Here is a 19,050-nt window from a genome sequence, read left to right on the forward strand (position 1 = left end):
ATGGTAAAGCGAATTGCCTTGCGCCCACGCCAACCGAATTTGTAGTGACCAATCAATAGAGCACCATATAAAAACCACGAAATAATACTGAATGCAGTTTTATGCGCGAGGTGTTGAGCGAAGAAATTATCGATGGTGAAGAAGCCAAATAACAAGGCAACAGTTAATAGTCCAAACCCTGTGATGATTAGATCGAATAGCAGAGATTCCATAACTTGAAATGGAGGGAGTAAATTGACCCAAATTCTTCTTTTTTGTTTTTTCTTGAGTTCACGATCTTGAAACCATAGTAAGACAGCTTGAATCGTCGCCATTAATAAAACGGCATAAGCAGAAAGTGATAAAATAATATGAAAATCAAGACCAATGCTATGCTGCTCAATCACTTGGTTGGCTTGGCTAAACGCATAACCTAAAATTAAACCAATTGCGGCTACAGGTGTACCAATTAAATTTAACGGTAGAATCGGGCGAATCAAACTTAGAACTAAACTTAAGGCAAGCATTAAGCCAGACGTGAAAGAAATTAGATTAAACACATCATAATTGACGCCAATAGGGGTCATCATATCTTGGTAAAGAACTATCCCGTGAAGAGCAAGTCCCAAGACGACGATAAGACCATAGCACCAAATATTTGGAGTACGTTTTGACATTAAATGGATAAACAGATACCAAAAAGAACTGGTATATGCGACCAGCGCCAAAATTGTGTAAACCAAGGGGAGACTGATCATGTCAAACCTTTTTTAGGAGGATGAATAATATTCACCATATAAGATATAAATTCGCTTCGAACTACAGTATCCTATAGCATTCTATGCATAAATTTTCTATTTTAAGAAAGATTTTTTTGCAACTAGCCATTTTAAGCGGATTTCGCAATGTTTGATACCTTAACAGAACGACTCACACAGAGTTTAAGAAATGTTACTGGCTCAGGGCAGCTGACCGAAGACAATATTAAAGATACCTTACGTGAAGTACGTATGGCACTTCTTGAAGCCGATGTGGCGTTACCTGTAACTCGTGAATTTATCGCGAAGGTTAAGGAAGAAGCACTCGGTCAGGAAGTCATGACTCAGCTTTCTCCCGGTCAGGCATTTGTAAAAATTGTCTATGATGAACTCACCAAGATGATGGGTGAGGCGAATGACACTTTAGATTTAAGTGCAAAACCCCCTGTTGTTGTATTACTTGCTGGTTTACAAGGTGCTGGTAAGACGACAACTGCCGCAAAATTAGCGCGTTTCTTAAAAGAACGTCAAAAGAAAAAAGTGATGACCGTTTCTGCTGACGTCTATCGTCCAGCGGCAATTAAGCAGTTAGAAACAGTTTCAAATGATGTTGGTGTTGGTTTTATCCCATCTGAGGCTTCTGAAAAGCCGATTGATATTGTGAATCGTGCCATTGAGCAAGCGAAAATTCAGTTTGCTGATGTCTTGATTGTCGATACAGCAGGTCGTTTACATGTCGATGAAGACATGATGGACGAAATTAAAGAGTTACACGCAGCGGTTAAACCAACAGAAACATTGTTTGTTGTCGATGCGATGACAGGTCAAGATGCTGCTAATACAGCCAAAGCATTTAATGATGCTTTGGCATTAACTGGTGTTATTCTGACAAAAACTGATGGTGATGCCCGTGGTGGTGCAGCACTTTCTGTCCGTGCAATCACAGGTAAACCAATCAAATTCTTGGGTATTGGTGAAAAACTTGATGCATTAGAGCCATTCCATCCTGATCGCGTAGCGCAACGTATCTTAGGTATGGGTGACGTACTTTCTTTGGTCGAAGAAGTTGAACGTAAAATCGACAAAGAAAAAGCCGAAAAAATGGCGAAAAAATTGCAAAAAGGCGGTACCTTCAACTTTGAAGATATGCTGATGCAATTTGAGCAAATGAGCAAAATGGGTGGCATGATGGGCTTCTTGGACAAGTTGCCTGGTATGAGTAATGCGGGTATTCAGGATGCGATTGAAAAAGCAAATCCTGAGAAACAAGTTAAGCGTATGGAAGCGATTATTCAGTCGATGACGATCAAAGAACGTCGTAATCCTGATTTAATGAATCCAAGTCGTAAAAAGCGTATTGCTGCGGGTTGTGGTATGGACGTTGCCGAGGTCAATAAGCTGATCAAACAGCAAGCACAAATGGCAAAAATGATGAAAAAGTTTGCGAATCCATCAGGAATGAGCAAGATGTTGAAATCATTAGGTAATATGCAAAAACAATTTGGTGGCGGAAATATGGGACCTTTATTTGGTAATAACGACCAAAAAAAATAATCTCTGTTTCGTTAAAAAAAGGTGCTTTTAAGCACCTTTTTTATTTGGATAATAAAGTGTGTTTGTATAAAAATAATACAAAATATCAACATTAAATTAGAATAAAAAGAATGAAAATTAAATTTAAATATATGTTTTATATTAATAAATAGTGTTAAGTATGTCACATAGTTTAAGCGGTAAAGTATTTATTATGCATTCTGAGAATGCTGATCCTGAACAGCACTGGTATCTATGGTTAGATCATCAGTTAAAAAGCTTAGGTGTTGACGTAGAGCGTATTTTTTTGGCAGATGCAAATCACCCTGATGCTGAAGTTTGGCAGACTTGTCTTGAAGCACAATGCAATAATTTAAATGATCAGAGTATTGTGATTGCACATGGCCTTTCATGTCTCGCAACAGTGCGGTTTCTAGCAAAAAAGTTGCAGCAGACAAATATAAAAGCAGGCTTATTTTTAGCAGGATTTAATGAGCGAGTGCCTCAACATCCCGAATTTGATGCATTTGTTCAAGCGTCTAGTTTTGAGAGTGGAATATTAAGAGCCAACATCTTGCGACGTATTGTATTTTTTTCGAGTAATGACCCAGTTGTTCCAGTGCCATTAACTTTTAAATTTTCACATATGTTAAATGCCCAGTTGATTGAGGTTGCTCAAGCAGGGCATTTCCGTACTGAGGATGGCTATGCTGAATTTCCTCAATTATTGGATATTCTTCAGACTTTACTCAAAGCTGAATTAAACTGAACATAGTGCTTGAGTCCTTTGAGTAATAGATCTGACTCTACTTGGGGTTGATAATGACTCAGGAATTTGGCAAATAAATGAGCATCGCCACCTGTGAGAATAAGATGTTTAGGTGACTGCTGCATAATTTGATCAATGGTACTAATCAAACCCAATAAAATTCCATGATGAACGGCATCAACCGTATTATGGCCAGGATCTAAATTATCGAAGGCTGAATCTGGGATTTTAATTCCTTTAGTATTCTGAATCAGGGAGTCTCGTTGTAAGTATAGATTTGGCAGAATATAACCACCTAAATGCTGAGAGCCTTCAACTAAATCAATTGTTAAAGCCGTACCGCACCCGATAATACAAAAGTTTTGGTCAACTTTCGCCATCGCGAGCACTTGTAACCAACGGTCAATCCCCAATTGGCTCGGCATATCATAGCCACATTTCAGACCTGCATATTCAGCATGTACTTTGGCAAAGATCACAGGGATATTTAGAATATCTAAGATCAATTGAATACGTTGATTATTTTCAGGATCTAAAACAGAGGAAATCCCCACGCGACTGAGATTTTGATGTCGGAAGTGTTGTATGAGTCCAAGCAATAAGTCAGCTGGAGACTGTAGATGTAACTCAGCAGCATGCTCAATTACTTGATCTTGTTCAGTGATCCAGTATTTTAAGCGTGTATTTCCAATATCGAGCCATAAGCTTTTCATAACGGACTGCTTTCCTTATAGTGAAGCCAAGCGTAGACGCCCTTGATAAAATTGCTGTGCTTGATCAGTGTGGATAATCACAGCACCGTCATTGGATATTCCTTGAAAAATTCCCCGAACTTTACCTTTGGCATGTTCAAATTCGACTTCTTGATTTAACCAAATTGCATGATGATTAAAGCGTTCTGCCAAATTATAGCTGCCGTGCTGAAACCATTGTGCTGCTTGTTGGATCGCTGTATAAAGCTCAGCAATCAATGTTAAACGATCAATTTGATGTAAACCTAACATTTCTAGAGAGGTGATCGGTTGATCTGCATTTTCAACTGGTGGGGTATTGAGATTTAAGCCAACTCCGATGATTGCCTGATGAGCAGAGAGTGGTTCGACGAGAATCCCGCCCCATTTCCCTTGTGGGCTATATAAATCGTTTGGCCATTTAACCTGCAACGTTAAACCGTGTAAGCTAGGCATCTGTAAAATATTCAGTGCAATTTCAAGTGCAAGGCGACCGTCGAGTGCTGTTTTAGCTTGAATCAGTGTGCTGAAATAAATATTCCCTTCAGGAGATGACCATTGACGATGGTGTTGACCACGTCCTTGCGTTTGTTGTGCACTGCATACCAGTCCTGTCGTAATGCCTTTTTGCGCAATTTCACGCATATCATCATTGGTCGATGTGGTGGTGGTTTTAAGTAACACCACTTCTGGAAATTGATTTTTTGCGTTTAATAATTGCTGTAACTGGCGAGTTGCGAAATCATCCATCATTTTTTACGAGTAGCGTGGTCATGAGTTTATGGAGTTAATCATATATTTGCTGATTGGTGCAATTGCTGGATTTACAGCGGGGCTATTTGGTGTCGGTGGTGGTCTAATTATTGTTCCAATTTTGTATGTCGTTTTTTCTCAAATGAATTATGACCCGAATGTCATTATGCATATTGCAGTTGGAACATCACTAGCAACAATCATTGTAACGTCTATTAGCTCTGTGATGGCTCATCATAAAAAAGGAGCTGTGTTATGGCATGTTTTTCGTAATTTAGCACCTGGTTTAGTAGTAGGTTCATTTCTGGGTGCGGGCGTGGCTGACTTAATGTCAGGTCAACACTTACAACTTTTAATCGGTGTGTTCGCTGTTGCGATGGCATTTAAAATGTTTAGAGGCGCACATGCTGTAGTTGATCCCAATCGACATTTACCATCTGCACCTTGGCAGTTTGCTGCTGGTGGAGGAATAGGTATTGCTTCAGCAATCTTTGGAATTGGTGGAGGGAGTTTAACTGTACCTTATCTGAGTCGTCATGGCGTAGTGATGCAGAAGGCTGTTGCAACCTCTGCGGCATGTGGATTACCTATCGCAGCTGCGGGTGCTATTGGTTTCATGTGGTTCGGCGCTCAAGAAAAAATTGATGTGCCAAACACGATCGGTTATGTGCATGTTTATGCCTTTTTAGGTATTAGTGCGATGAGTTTTATCACTGCAAAATTAGGGGCTAAGGTTGCCCATCGTTTATCACCCGCAATGCTGAAAAAATGTTTTGCAGGTTTACTGGTTTTTGTGGGCAGTTATTTTATTTATAAAGGGCTATTTTAAGCCCTTTAATTGATCAAACCATAGTGTACTTCGATTGTTGCAATTAATGTTTCGACCAATAGTAGAACATCATCCTGCTGGCGAGCATCAATAAAAAACAATGGATAATTCAATGCTTTTTGACGCAGCCATTCTCTATACATAGAGAGGGTACGCTCTGGCTTTCGATCTATATGGCTAATGGCAATCACGATATTATTGCCGAAAGGTTGGAACGCTTGGATAAACTGATCTAAATCAAAGAGTGGATTTTCCGCAGCATGGTCAATCATTACAATCGTTCCAATCGCACCTTTGCAAATGACTGACCAAATAAAATCAAAACGATCTTGTCCCGGTGTCCCATATAGACCAACTTTTACACCATCATCTAAAGTGATTTCTCCGTAATCAATTCCGACGGTGGTGAGTAGCTTCTCATGTGATTCAATGTCTGTATTCAGTGCTTCAGTACCGAGCACTTCGATTTCTGATAACGCTTTGATTGCCGTGGACTTACCAGAACCCATCGTTCCACCAAAGACAATTTTATATTGATGTAAAATCATAAGTTTGCCCTTAATTAAAAACCCAAACGATGACGTAAGCGACCAAATAGCTTTTTCATAAAGTGTTGCTCAGTCTCATTATGTTGCTTTTGGGGTTGATAAGTCGTTTGAGAGTCTTTAATGATTTTTCCATATTCGGTTGCTAAACATGCGCCAATAAAAAGTTTAACGTATTGTTCTGATAGATTGAGTTGAGTGGCAACCGTTGTAATTTGTGCACCTTGTGCGAAACAAGCAGACATTCTCAAAATATTTTGGCGATCAATTTTATTTTTCGGTTGTGGCCAAATTTCGAGATAAAAACTTGAGATGGATGCTGTGCACAACTCTATAAAATCAGGTGATGACCAGATTAAATTCCATAGCCATTGTTTTAAGTCTTGTTGTTGTGAATCCGTGATCCAAGATAAATTATTTTGCGTCGCATAGGTATAGTTGAGGCTTAGACCTGTCGGTTTGGGCTGATAATCAGGACTTTGCCACAACCATTCATTGCGAGGGTCAGCAATTGCAAGCAAACCATCATTATTAAAGATCTGGATTTTACCGTTTTTAGGATTTTGAATTTCGTCTAATACTTCTTTGATGTGCTTATGTTGAACAGGTTTGACAATTTCAATGGAACTGGTCTGTGTATGATCTTTAAGTATCTGCGTATCAGTAAGTTTTTCATTGAGCCAATGATGCAGTGAATGAATGTGATTAATGGGTAAATAGAGGATGTCATTTTCTATTGAACTGCTTTTTTCTATATTATTGATGAGTCTCAATACTTTGATATTACTATTTTTAATTAGGTTTTGAATATTTGGAGAATCCACAAAGATATGGTTAATCATCAGAATATCGAGTTGTGGTTCAGCAATATTGCTCCAATTCACTTGGATGTGATTGGGAACTGCACTGAGAACACGTTCTTTTAACTCGTTCAGTACTCTGAGACTCATCCCAAAAATTGCAATATTAATAGCTTGCTGAACACCCATGATGAGACTCATATTGACGAACTGAACAGTTCAGTAAAAATAAAATGTGCTTATTTTAATAAAAATATTATTTTATGTGATTTATATCAATAAAATTTCGGTAAGTGGATCTATCTTTCAGATATTCGGTTAATGCGATTTTAAAGGCTTAACTTTTTGATCTTATTCATAGAAAAATAAAGCTTATGTTCAATTTTTTTAGAAAAATCATGCTTTTTCATCGCGATTGGCTTAAAAAGCAATAAAATTGTCAGACAATGATATAGAATTTATGAGGCGAGATCAGTTAAAACAAAAAAGCGCAAACAGCATTGGACAATGCGTATAACAAAGATAGCGAGGGGATCATGAATCTCGATGAGGCTGATAGTCTTTCTGAACAGATTGCAAAATATATAAGTGAACAGATCATTAGTGGAGAATTGGTCGAAGGAGAGCGTATTCAAGAATTACGCATCGCTAAAGAGTTAGATGTAAGCCGTGGCTCAGTTCGCGAAGCATTGTTGATTTTAGAGCGGACTTATTTGATTGAGATTTTCCCACGTCGTGGTGCAATTGTCTCTGAAATGTCAGCGCAACAGGTCAAAGCATTATTTGATACGAATGTCATGGTGTTGGGTCATATCGTGCAGAGAATTAGTGAGACTTGGCGAGTCAATGAAGCAGAGCAATTGCAGGTTCTTCTTGATCAGTTGGTGGAGTTTGTAAGAGCTGGGGATATTGAAAAGTTCTACGATGCGATTTTTAAATATTTAGCTGAACAACATGAAATGGTGGCAAATCCATATCTCATGAAGTTCTATAAAGAATTGTTGCCATCGTTACGCCGCAGCTATTTTTTGACGCTGAATACTTCTCGTCGAGAACTTCAAGAGTCATTTACCCTGTTTAAGCTTGTGATTGATGCTATTTTAATCCGAAAATCACAACAAGCTGCTTTATTTATGGAAGATTTTTGTCGACACTTGCGTAACCTTGTGTTGGAATCTCTGACACGTATGAAACAGATTGAATTGGCTTGGGCTAGACGCTCACGCCGCTAGTTAGGGCAGTATGCGTTTAAGCAGTTTAAAACTTTCAGGCTTTAAATCTTTTGCCGATAGTACAACATTACATTTTAAGGCAAACCGTACTGCGGTTGTTGGGCCAAACGGTTGCGGTAAATCGAATGTTATTGATGCGATTCGCTGGGTTATGGGCGAGTCTAATGCACGTCAGCTGCGTGGCGGCAGCATGCAGGATGTTATTTTTACGGGGACAGCTAAGCGTAAACCTGTTGGTGTAGCAAGTGTAGAGCTTCGCTTTGATAATACTTATGGCAAGCTAGGAGGCGCTTATAACGCTTATAATGAGCTTGCCGTTCGTCGACAAGTGACTCGTGAAGGTAAGTCAGAATACTTCTTAAATGGTACGCGTTGTCGTCGTCGTGATATTACCGATATTTTCTTGGGAACAGGTTTAGGTCCACGTTCTTATGCAGTCATTGAGCAGGGCATGATTAACCGTCTTGTCGATGCTAAACCAGAAGAAATGCGAGTGTTTATTGAGGAGGCGGCTGGCGTTTCTCGTTATCAAGCACGTCGCCGTGAAACTCTACAACACTTAGAACACACTGAACAAAATCTCGCACGACTAGACGATATCGCAGCAGAACTGAAATCCCAACTGAGAACACTCAAGCGTCAGTCGGAAGCAGCGATTCAATACAAAACTTTAGAAGGTCAAATCAGAACGCTAAAAATTGAGATTCTTTCTTTTCAGGCAAATCAGAGTCAGAAGCTACAACAAGAATATACCGTGGAAATGACGGAACTTGGCGAGCGTTTTAAGCTTGTTCGTTCTGAGTCCAGTACGATTGAACATGACTTAGAGGCGACCAGTGCTTTATTTCAACGTTTAATTCAGCAGTCATCACCTTTACAACTAGAATGGCAACAAGCAGAGAAAAAGTTAGCTGAATTGAAAATGACGCTGGAGCAGAAGCAAAGCTTATTTCAGCAAAATAGCAGTAGTTTGGTACAGCTAGAACAGCAAAAGTTACAAACCAAAGAACGTTTACAGTTATCTGAAATTCAAGTTGAAACCTTAACCACTCAATTTGATGAGCAAAATGAGCAATTACTTGAGTTGGAACAACAGACTCAATCTGCTGAACAAAATGTCAGTGATGTTCAGGCACAGCAAAAGCAAGCTCAACAACAATTTGAACAACTGAAAGCACAAGTCGATCAGCAACAACAAAAAAAGTTGCAGATGGCAGCGCAAATTGAACAGTTAGGCAAAAATGTGCTGCGGATTGAACAGCAAAAGCAAACTTTGCAGACTCAAGCGAGTCAAATTCGTGCGCAAGTTCAAGATGATGAGCAGGAACAGCTTGAGCAATTACAACAACAACTTCAACAAGAAATTATTGCATTAGAAACTGCAATTGAGCAGTTACAGCAGGATGTTCAGAAACAGCAAGATCAACAACAGATTTATAAGGCCGATGTACAGAACCTAAAAACAGAGATTCAGGTTTTATTGGCAGAACAAAAGAACTTAAATCAATTGGTCGCAAAGCAAAGTCCCAAGCATGATCAAAATGTGGTTCGACTGATGCAAAGCTTGCGTTTAACTGCGCAAGGTAAAATGCATGCTGCCATTATTGAAAAGTTCTTGGCCAAATGGTTACAAGCGCAAGTATTGGATGATGAGCAATCGTTTCAGGAAGGAGTTGCTCGCCAACTTAAATCATCAAAGCTGCAATCTGTTCGAGTTGCCAATTTCACTGGTTTGAGTGACTACATTGAAGCACCACAGTCTTCACTTTGGGCAAATGTAAATGTTGCAGATGATTTAGCGATAGCATTAGATCATCAAACCGAACTCCATCAGTCACAATCGATTTTAACGCTAGATGGTTATCATGTCGGTGCAGATTGGGTGATTGGTTTACACTACGACGAAGATAGCCAAAGTGCTCAGGGGATGTTGAGTCATCAAGTCCGTTTAGAGGAAATTCAACAGCAACTCGAAGAAAAGCAGCCGCAGTTGATTGATTTAGAAAATCAATTTGCAGAATATCAGCAAGATTTAAAGCGACAGCAACAAAATCTGCAACAGCAGCAGCTCACACTAAAACAAAAACAAAAAGAGCTGCAACAGTTAGATGTACAGGTTGCTAAATTGCAAAGCACAGCTCAGGCTTTTGTACTACAACAGCAACAATTGGCAGATCAACTTAAACAGCTCGATGTACAACTTGAAGAAGATGCCATGCAGCGTGATGATCTTGAGATTGATCTACATGCACTGGCATTGAAATTAGAAGCAGTATTGCCGAATTATAAGACCTTACAATTTCAAGTCGAAAATTTGAATGAACAATTGGATGAGCAACAGCAACAACTCACACAACAACAGCAACAACGTGAAGCATTGCGCCGTCAGACGTCTCAAGCCAATCAGAAAATTGAGTTGTTAGAGAAAGATATTTCATTTCTAAAAACTCAATATCGACAAATTATTGAACAAATTGAACAGGCGAAGAAATTTGTAGATCCAATTCAACTCGAGTTACCAAATTTAGAGTCTCAATTCCAAGAGCAGTTCCAGCAAACTGAAAAGTTGCAAAAAAATTGGAATGAATGGCAGCTCGAATTGAATCAGGTACAAGAGAAGCAACAACAATTAACGGAACAGCGTCATCTGGCACAACAGAAAGATGAGCAAGTACGTGAATTGCTTGAGCAAAAACGTTTGGCGTGGCAAGCAGCAAAATCAGATCGAGAACACTATTTAGAGCAGTTGAAAGAATTAAATACTGAAGCTTTAAATGATGTTTCGATTGAAATTAAAGAACATCAGCAAAAACTCGAAAAAGCTCAACAGCAATTTGAAAAAATTGGTGCTGTTAATTTAGCTGCCTCCCAAGAGTATGAGGAGGTTTCGCAGCGTTTTGATGAGCTTAGCCACCAAATGCAAGATTTGGAAAATACAGTCGAGCAGCTTAAAGGTGCGATGAAGAGTATTGACCAAGAAACGCGTAAGTTGTTTATGACCACTTTTGATCAAGTCAATCAAGAGTTACAACTGCTATTTCCAAAAGTGTTTGGTGGTGGTGAAGCAACCTTAAGCCTTGAAGATGATTGGCAATCTGGCGTGAAGTTGATGGCACGTCCACCCGGCAAGCGTAATAGTTCTTTAGCATTGCTTTCAGGTGGTGAAAAGACGTTAACGGCTTTGGCGTTAGTATTTGCGATCTTTAGATTAAATCCTGCGCCATTCTGTGTTTTGGATGAAGTCGATGCACCACTTGATGATGCCAACGTACAGCGGTATTGTAATTTGGTAAAAGAGCTTTCTGAACAAGTGCAATTCATTTACATTACACATAATAAATTGGCAATGACAATGGCAACTGATTTACTGGGAGTGACCATGCCAGAGCCAGGCACATCAAAATTAGTGACTGTCGATTTAGAACAGGCAAAAGAATACGGGTTAGTTGCGGAGTCTTAGTATGGAAATGAATACAATAATAGGCATTGTTATCGCCGTTGTGATTATGCTCGTTGGTTTGGTGATGATTTTAAGAAAACCTAAACCAGTTGAGCCGTCATTAGAAGCAGATTTACATATTAATCCAGAAAGTCAGCAGCCAGTGATCCCGCGCCATGTTCGTGATCAACTTCAAACTGAAGCAGTCACCGCTGCAACTGCACGAGTAGAGCCAAGTTTCAAAGTGGAGTCAGCAGAAGCGCAGGTAGAGACTCCTGAGCCTGTCGTAATTGTTGAAGAAAAAGTAGATGTTGTTGCTGAACAAGAAGATACAAAAACAACAACTGAAGCTGTAGCTGAACAGATTGAAGAAAAACAAATCGTTGCTGAGGTCGAAATTGAGGCTGAAGCAGTTGATAAAGTTGCAACTTTAGAGACTTCAGATAAGTCAGACGAAGAAAAAACAGAAGCTGAGCTTAGTTTAAATCCAAATATTGAAACTGTTGCTATTGAAGAGTTTGATGGTGAAAGCAATATCTTGGATGTACATTTGCATGAACAACAACGTTATGATGATGAAAGTGCTTTAGCAACCGCTGAACAGATTATTGCCTTGAATGTATACCCAAATCCTCGCCGTGCATTGTCAGGTGATAAAGCCTTAAAAGTTCTGTTGAAATATGGCTTACGTTTCGGCGAAATGTCATGCTTCCATCGTTATGAAAATACCGATGAACCAAGTGCTTTGATGTTCTCTGTATTACGCATGACGGATAATGGCCCAGCTGGTTTCGATTTAGAAACTTTATCGGGTGAGCAAGTACAAGGCTTGGCTTTCTTCCTTGCACTACCAAATAGCAAAGCGGTTACAGGTTATGACATGATGACCAGTATTGCGGGCTTAATTGCGCGTGAAGTGGATGGTAAGGTCTACGATGAAAATAATTTAGAGTTTACACCGCAGTTGAAAGAACATTGGCGTCATCATGTGATTGATTATCGTCCAAATCAGGCGGCAGTTTAATTAGTTGTTTCTTCATAAACTGATTAACATGTTTTTAAATTTGAAAATAAAGAACTTAACGGAGTCATGTTAGGTTCTCATCCTATTTTAGGTTAAACCTTCGGTTCGACTTACTTTTGTTTCGGCAAAAGTAAGCAAAACCATTGTCATCTGCAAAACCTGTTCACTACTTTCATTAAAGTGATTCTATTGCAAAACATTATCTTGTTTAAATCACGCAGGTTGCAGATGACATTTCTGAGTATCATATTTCATGTCTAACTCAGGTTCGATATACTAAATTTAGTAAAAATTATAGGGCGGTTTTTCCGCCCTTTTATATGGTGAAATTTAAATGGAACACAACTCAGTTATTGAGCAAATGCGTCAGTTGATTCAACTGATTGCAAAACATAATCATGCTTACTATGTGATGGATCAACCTTCCATTTCAGATAGTGAATATGACCATTTATTTCATCAGCTTAAAGCCTTAGAACAACAATATCCAGAATGTATTCAGGCTGATACACCAACCAATAAGGTAGGTGGTCAAGCACTATCAAAATTTGAAAGCGTGACCCATGCAGTCCCAATGTTGTCGTTGGGTAATGTCTTTAATCAGGAAGACTTATTTGCTTTTGCTCGTCGTATTGATGAGCGTCTACCGAATCAAGAAGTTCAATACGACGTTGAACTTAAACTCGATGGTTTAGCAATTTCACTGTGGTATGAAAATGGTGTATTGGTTCGTGGTGTAACTCGTGGCGACGGTGAAACAGGTGAAGACATTACTCAGAATGTAAAAACCATTCGGAATCTACCTAAAGTATTATCAAGTCAGCATCAAGCCATTCCAGAGTTCTTAGAAGTTCGTGGTGAAGTCTTAATGCCTAAATCAGGTTTTGAAAAGCTGAATGCTGACCAAGAGGCGAAAGGAGAGAAAACCTTTGCCAATCCGCGTAATGCTGCGGCAGGGAGTTTAAGACAGCTTGATCCAAATGTTGCTGCTTCGCGCCCATTGGCGTTCTATGCGTATGGTATCGCGCAGTGTGTCCCAAATCATGGTTTGGCTACGATGCACGATAGTTTGCATTGGCTGACCAAATTTGGTTTTGAAATTGCTGAACGTCAATTCTTGTGTTCTTCGATTGAAGAAGTTCAACAGCGTTATGAACAAATCCAACAAGAGCGCCCAGATCTTAAAGTCGAAATTGATGGCATGGTGATTAAGGTGGACAGCCTTAAGCAACAACAACAACTCGGCTTCCTGAGTCGTGAACCTCGTTGGGCAACGGCATATAAATTCCCAGCACAAGCCGCTTTAACTAAAGTTGAGAATATTGATTGGCAAGTGGGTAGAACAGGAACTTTAACGCCTGTTGCGCGTTTAGCACCTGTCTTCGTAGGTGGTGTGACTGTATCGAATGTGACCTTACATAACATTGGCGAAATCCACCGCTTAGATGTACGTGTAGGCGATACTGTGAGTGTCTATCGTACTGGTGATGTAGGTGTCACCATGAACTCAAGTGTTTCAAGTAGAACTCAATTAGATTTTCAAATGGCAGTATAAGGGTAGCAGTAATGTCTCAATATAAATTTAACGACAACCAAATCGCCATTATTGAAAAGCTAGGGCTTAATTTAGATATAGATGATGCAGAAAAGTTATTTTCTTCTAATGAGCACAGTGTGGAAGAGTTGGAAACATTGCTTAAAGTTGCTAATGCTCTTTATAGATCAGGTTATCAGATTATTGAGGATGAGAAGTATGATGAATATATTAGCTACTTGAAAACTTATGATCCCGAGAACCCATTCTTATTAAACATAGAGCCTGAAGTTTTAATCGATAGCAAGACTGTCCCACTACCAAAGAAAATGCTTTCTACTGATAAAGCATATTCTTTTGAAGAAATTAAAAAATGGACTGAAAGAATTACTAAAGCCGCATCAGAAATTGAATTTGATCAAAATTTAATTGAGATTAGGGTTACACCAAAACTTGATGGTTATGCTGCTTATGATGATGGTATAACTCTCTACACTCGAGGTGATGGGATAAGAGGTCAAGATATTACTCGTGCATTTGAGCGAGGACTCAGAGTAGCAAAAAAAGCAGGAAGGGGGTTGGGGCCTGGTGAAATCGTTATCAAGAAAAGTTACTTTAATAAAGTATTGAGTGAAAAGTTTGAAAACTCACGCAATATCCAAGCAGCAATTATTGCTGAAAAGAAAGTTGATGAAGATGTTCAAAAGGCTATTGATGACGGTGCTTGTGTCTTCTACCCTTTTTCGCTATTAGAAAGCTGGACGGGAAGTATAGAGGAGTTGTTGTCAAACTTTGAGAGTATTCTTGAAAGTATATGGAACTCAGTTGATTTTGATATTGATGGATTAGTCTTAGAATCAACAAATGCACCGATTAAAGAGCATATGGGTTCTACGAGAAAATTTCATAGGTGGCAAATCGCGTTTAAAGTGAATGATGAATCGGCTGAAGTCGAAGTATTAAAAGTTATTCCTCAGACCTCAAGGACTGGTCGAGTTTCACCAGTAGCTGAATTGGCTCCGACTAAACTTAGTGGGGCTACTTTAAGCAGGGTAACTGTTCATAATTATAGGATGGTGAAGAAAAATGGAGTTGGTCCTGGCGCAATCATTAAGCTCGTTAGAAGTGGCTTAGTTATTCCAAAAATTGAAGAAGTTATTAAATCAGTAGATCCAGAGTTACCTGAAAATTGTCCTAGTTGTAATGCTCACCTTATTTGGGAAGGAGATCATTTAATTTGCCCGAATAAATCAGACTGTCCTGCTCAAACAGAGAATACACTGATTCATTTTTTTAAAACATTGGGTAATGTCGATGGTTTTGGGCCAAAAGTGATTGAAAAAATAGCTAATCAAGGTATTAAGCACATCCACGAAATCTATCAGATTCCTAAGTATCAATTTGTCGAGTTTGGATTTGGAGATAAAACGTCACAGAATCTTATCGATCAACTCCAAGCAAGTAGAGAGATTGAAATAGAGGACTGGAGGTTTCTTGCTGCATTTGGAGTTACTCGATTAGCTGGCGGAAACTGTGAAAAATTACTTCAGCATCATGCTCTAGTTCAGGTTTTCGAAATATCAGTCGAAGATATGGTGAAAATAGATGGATTTGCACAACTAAGCGCTGAAGCTATTGTCGAAGGTTTAGCAAACGTTAGAGAAGAGTTCTTCAAAGTATATAATCTCGATTTCAACTTAAGTGTTACACCCAAGGAATATGATAGAGAAAGTTCAGATTCTCCTATCGCTGGAGCAGTCGTAGTATTTACTGGCTCGATGCAACAAGGTTCCCGTGACGATATGGAAAAGAATGCAAAAGCACTTGGAGCTAAAGTGGCTAAATCAGTTACAGGTAAAACTACCTATCTGGTAACTGGCGACAAGGTCGGTGAAACTAAGATTAATGCAGCTCGTGATAAAGGTGTTAAGGTATTAACTGAACAGGAATACCTTAACTTAATTGGGTTATTTTAAATATTGAGTTGTGCTAGCTCAAACCCGATCTGACAGCTATCCAGTTTTTCTGGTGCCAGAGTCAGATGAGGTTTGAGCTAGTGCATTTTAGATTTAAATAATTATCTTAATTGAAATTTTGTACAGTTAAATTTCAATTGTATTTTCACTTAAAATTTGGTTTTGAACTACTGTGTATAGATCAATTTCAGATTCAGGTGTAGTAATGGTTACAATAAGTGAATACCGAATACTTATGTTGTAGCGCTCCCTTTTTATAGAGCTTTTCCACCAACCTGTTACAGGAAAAACAGCCAACATTCCACGATTCGCTAAATCTGCAGCAGTTCCAATCCAGATATCTGAATGAATTGATCCACGTACTCTGTTTTTAGATCCTATTAACCAGTCACTATCAGTTGATGTACTTTCAAACTTAACACCTTTTTCTCTCTCATCTTTATTAATACGTTTTAAAAAATCTGGTGTTGATTCAGCAGGACGTCTTATTTCGAATCTTAAGCCTAGAGATTCATATTGATATCTACTTCCAGAAAAAGAGGCATCACATGCTCCTGGATTTCCTTCTATGAAATGAGAAAGTGTTACTCTCATTTTTACAGGAGTGTGGCCTAACTGTAAAAGTTCATCTTTTGGCCAAGGTAAATCATGAATATTAATTTGATTGAAATTTATTTTACTTCCGCTCCTTTTGAGCGGATTAAGGGTTTCTTGGCAAACTAGGCTTAATGAATTTGAAGCACTCCAAAGAGCTCTAGTTAAGTCGGGTTCTCCATAACCACAATGATGTAGTAACTGAACGTAATCAGATTTTTTTTCATTTTCTCCTAAAAAATCTTTTTTCATATTTTCAGTCCATTCGGCTGAATGAACAATCAGGGCTCGAATTGTTTCCGGCCAATAATTTGGATAATGTCCCATAATTTCAGCAGCCATCTTTGCACATAGGGCAGAGGCAGCACTTGTCTGAGATATTGTAGTGAAATTTTTTCCAATATGAGGTTCATGATTAAGTGTGAGTAAACTTAAACTTTCTGTCTCTAAGAAGTCTCCAAATTTACTATCATGTGAGAGATTACCGCCTTCAAAGACTACATCAGGCTTATAGGGCCATGGTGTATTCATCCAGACAAGTGAGGTTGAGGTATGTGGACTTAATGATCCAGATTTTGCAACTGGAGTACAAAATTCTGTACCAACTTCATCAATTGTAATTTTATGAGTACAAGCTCCAACTGTTAAAGCATTCCATGCTTGAGCTGGATCATGAATCTCGTTCAGTTGATTACTATTTGGATAATTTGAATAGTTTTCTTGAGTTGGTTCAATATTTCCAGCACAAACAATAAATAGTTTGGGGTTTTTGAAGTTATTCAGGTTATCACATATGGCATTATCTAAAGCAGCAGACCATGAAGATGGTCGTCCTCGATCGCGTCCATCCATAGCTGCTACAGCCATGCTGTATAATCTTTTCCGATGAGGACGAGTTACCTCTGGAGTAGCTATAGCTTCTCTTACTAAATTACCGTATAGCTTAGAATTGTTGCTTTCTTTTCGGGAGAGAATTTTAACTGATTCAATTCTATGATTTATTTGCACGGGATTATTGTGAATCAGATGATCTGTGAAATCACCGATTAATGCTAGACCTGCTAAACCAGTAGCATGACCATATTCATCATTATACCCCCATGACTCGTTCACTGTGTGTAGATCACTTTCATTGAGAAAGGGTTCGAGAAAAGGGTGTAAATTTACACCACCATCTATTAAGCATATATAGGGTGTTTCAGGCGTTTCTGATGATTTAATTAAACGACTTGATAGATCTTTTATCCATTCAGTTTGATCTATTGAAGACATTTTAGAGAAAAAATGAGTAGTTTCTTTAGGCCTACGAATTTCTGCAATGATCCTAGGCAGTATCGTGGACAACCGATCCCTCTAAATTCTTAAAATATTTCTGCTCAAAGGCTTCTGGGCTTAACCAACCATTTGCAGAGTGCCTTCTCACTCGATTGTAGTAAATCTCAATATAGTCAAACAAGACAGCATTCGCTTCTTTTCGGGTCAAAAACACACTGCCATGTACCACATGACCTTTTAATGTGTGAAAGAAGCTTTCTGTTACTGCATTATCCCAACAGTTACCTCTGCGTGACATGCTTTGGATGCAGTTATTCATCAATAATAGCGCTCTAAAATCACGACTACAGTACTGTGAGCCTTGGTCAGAATGGACCATGATATTCGTTGGATACCCCTGACGAGCCATTGCATAATTAAATGCATCACAGACCAATTGACGGTCTATTCGATGGCTGGTTTGCCAACCCACAATACGACGACTAAATAAATCTAGCATCACGCATAAGTACAACCAACCTTCTTTGGTGCGGATATAAGTAATGTCTGTTGTCCAAACTTTATTTGGCTGCATGACTGTAAACTGGCGATCTAACAAATTCGGTGCTGTAGGCAAACGATGATTTGAATCTGTTGTATGCTTATATTTACGTGCAATCTTGCTGCGTAAACCGAGCTTTCTCAACATTCTTCCAACGGTACGCTCACTCATTTCGTAACCCAAATCACGCATGTCGTGCACCAATGAAGGTGCACCCAATCGTGCATGATGCTGCCAATATACAGCTTTTAAATCAGTATATTTCTGATTGACGTAAATCTGTCTCTTTCGCCAAGCATAGTATCCCGAAGCGCTAACTCCTAGGCATTTACAGGCAGAAGAAACCGTAATTTCAGTCACAGCTAGACCTTGAATTACCGTGTACTTTTCTTGGCATGATCTGTTAGGAAGTACACATGCGCCTTTTTTAAAATATCATTGGCTTCCCTGAGTTGTTTGACCTCCTTCTCTAAATCTAGAATGCGCTGTTGTTCTGGTGAGAGTTGACGTTTACTTGAACCTGTTGGGTTAGCTTCACGAATCCATTTATCCAATGTTGAATAACCCACCCCTAATTTCTGGGCAATTGCAGCGACGGATTCATGTGAGTTCGAAAGGGCATAATCTATTGCTTGCTGTTTAAATTCTGGACTAAAGCGTTTAGCCATTTTACATCTCCAAAGTTAACGTTACGTTATCTTTAGAGGGACTATGTGTCCATTATTTTGTCTAGGATCA

Annotated in this window: 14 protein-coding genes and 1 pseudogene; 8 read left to right on the forward strand and 7 right to left on the reverse strand. The window is 39.0% G+C overall.

Annotated features, from left to right (window positions below; all coding sequences use genetic code 11):
* A partial coding sequence (locus B4237_RS03645) for a cytochrome C assembly family protein (RefSeq protein ID WP_286941440.1) occupies positions 1–737 on the reverse strand: 737 nt, incomplete at its 3' end.
* Between the two features lie 147 nt (positions 738–884).
* Between B4237_RS03645 and ffh the strand changes: the two genes are divergently transcribed.
* Positions 885–2,291: a signal recognition particle protein gene (gene ffh / locus B4237_RS03650; RefSeq protein WP_286941442.1), complete on the forward strand. Its 1,407-nt coding sequence runs from the start codon at positions 885–887 to the stop codon at positions 2,289–2,291.
* A 160-nt stretch (positions 2,292–2,451) separates the two neighbouring features.
* Positions 2,452–3,039 carry an RBBP9/YdeN family alpha/beta hydrolase gene (locus B4237_RS03655; RefSeq protein ID WP_286941443.1) on the forward strand — a complete coding sequence of 196 codons (588 nt, stop codon included), beginning with the start codon at positions 2,452–2,454 and terminating at the stop codon, positions 3,037–3,039.
* On the opposite strand, the gene B4237_RS03660 is transcribed toward B4237_RS03655, so the two are convergent.
* Together B4237_RS03660 and B4237_RS03665 are read right to left on the reverse strand one after the other, a co-directional pair.
* Complete coding sequence (locus B4237_RS03660; RefSeq protein ID WP_286941444.1) at positions 3,009–3,752, reverse strand: pantothenate kinase; 744 nt, start codon at positions 3,750–3,752, stop codon at positions 3,009–3,011. The genes B4237_RS03655 and B4237_RS03660 overlap by 31 nt on opposite strands.
* A gap of 15 nt (positions 3,753–3,767) precedes the next feature.
* Positions 3,768–4,520 (reverse strand): biotin--[acetyl-CoA-carboxylase] ligase, encoded by a 753-nt coding sequence (locus B4237_RS03665; protein WP_286941459.1) that lies wholly within the window; start codon positions 4,518–4,520, stop codon positions 3,768–3,770.
* A 31-nt stretch (positions 4,521–4,551) separates the two neighbouring features.
* Here B4237_RS03665 and B4237_RS03670 point away from each other — a divergent pair, with 31 nt between their 5' ends.
* A complete protein-coding gene (locus tag B4237_RS03670; protein WP_286941446.1) occupies positions 4,552–5,352 on the forward strand; it encodes a sulfite exporter TauE/SafE family protein in 801 nt (266 codons plus the stop codon).
* 5 nt (positions 5,353–5,357) lie between these two features.
* On the opposite strand, the gene B4237_RS03675 is transcribed toward B4237_RS03670, so the two are convergent.
* Complete coding sequence (locus B4237_RS03675) at positions 5,358–5,900, reverse strand: GTP-binding protein (RefSeq protein WP_136457627.1); 543 nt, start codon at positions 5,898–5,900, stop codon at positions 5,358–5,360.
* A 14-nt stretch (positions 5,901–5,914) separates the two neighbouring features.
* The gene (locus tag B4237_RS03680; RefSeq protein WP_286941448.1) at positions 5,915–6,886 is read right to left on the reverse strand and encodes a hypothetical protein; all 972 of its coding nucleotides are present in this window, start codon (positions 6,884–6,886) and stop codon (positions 5,915–5,917) included.
* A 347-nt stretch (positions 6,887–7,233) separates the two neighbouring features.
* On the opposite strand from B4237_RS03680, the gene B4237_RS03685 reads away from it, so the two are divergent.
* The 5 genes and pseudogenes from B4237_RS03685 (at position 7,234) to B4237_RS03705 (ending at position 15,902) form a co-directional block, all read left to right on the forward strand.
* Positions 7,234–7,929 (forward strand): GntR family transcriptional regulator, encoded by a 696-nt coding sequence (locus B4237_RS03685; RefSeq protein ID WP_004881216.1) that lies wholly within the window; start codon positions 7,234–7,236, stop codon positions 7,927–7,929.
* A 10-nt stretch (positions 7,930–7,939) separates the two neighbouring features.
* Positions 7,940–11,389, forward strand: a complete 3,450-nt coding sequence (gene smc, locus B4237_RS03690; protein ID WP_286941451.1) for a chromosome segregation protein SMC — start codon at positions 7,940–7,942, stop codon at positions 11,387–11,389.
* A gap of 1 nt (position 11,390) precedes the next feature.
* The gene (locus B4237_RS03695) at positions 11,391–12,392 is read left to right on the forward strand and encodes a cell division protein ZipA C-terminal FtsZ-binding domain-containing protein (RefSeq protein ID WP_286941453.1); all 1,002 of its coding nucleotides are present in this window, start codon (positions 11,391–11,393) and stop codon (positions 12,390–12,392) included.
* Between the two features lie 334 nt (positions 12,393–12,726).
* Positions 12,727–13,884: pseudogene (gene ligA / locus B4237_RS03700) on the forward strand (NAD-dependent DNA ligase LigA); the annotation flags it as partial.
* Between the two features lie 74 nt (positions 13,885–13,958).
* Positions 13,959–15,902, forward strand: coding sequence for a BRCT domain-containing protein (locus B4237_RS03705; protein WP_286941455.1), 1,944 nt, complete (start codon positions 13,959–13,961; stop codon positions 15,900–15,902).
* A 126-nt stretch (positions 15,903–16,028) separates the two neighbouring features.
* On the opposite strand, the gene B4237_RS03710 is transcribed toward B4237_RS03705, so the two are convergent.
* Entirely contained in the window at positions 16,029–17,840 is a 1,812-nt protein-coding gene (locus B4237_RS03710; protein WP_286941456.1) for a S8 family peptidase, read from the reverse strand.
* Positions 17,821–18,980, reverse strand: a protein-coding gene (locus tag B4237_RS03715) for an IS3 family transposase (RefSeq protein ID WP_118901380.1) whose coding sequence is annotated in 2 segments (ribosomal slippage) — positions 17,821–18,734 and positions 18,734–18,980 — 1,161 coding nt in all. Because the reading frame shifts where the segments join, the coding sequence is not laid out codon by codon here. Before B4237_RS03715 ends, B4237_RS03710 begins: the two co-directional genes overlap by 20 nt.
* Between the last annotated feature and the right edge of the window lie 70 nt (positions 18,981–19,050).

This window comes from Acinetobacter sp. UBA6526 (assembly GCF_002434875.1).
GTDB lineage: Bacteria > Pseudomonadota > Gammaproteobacteria > Pseudomonadales > Moraxellaceae > Acinetobacter > Acinetobacter venetianus.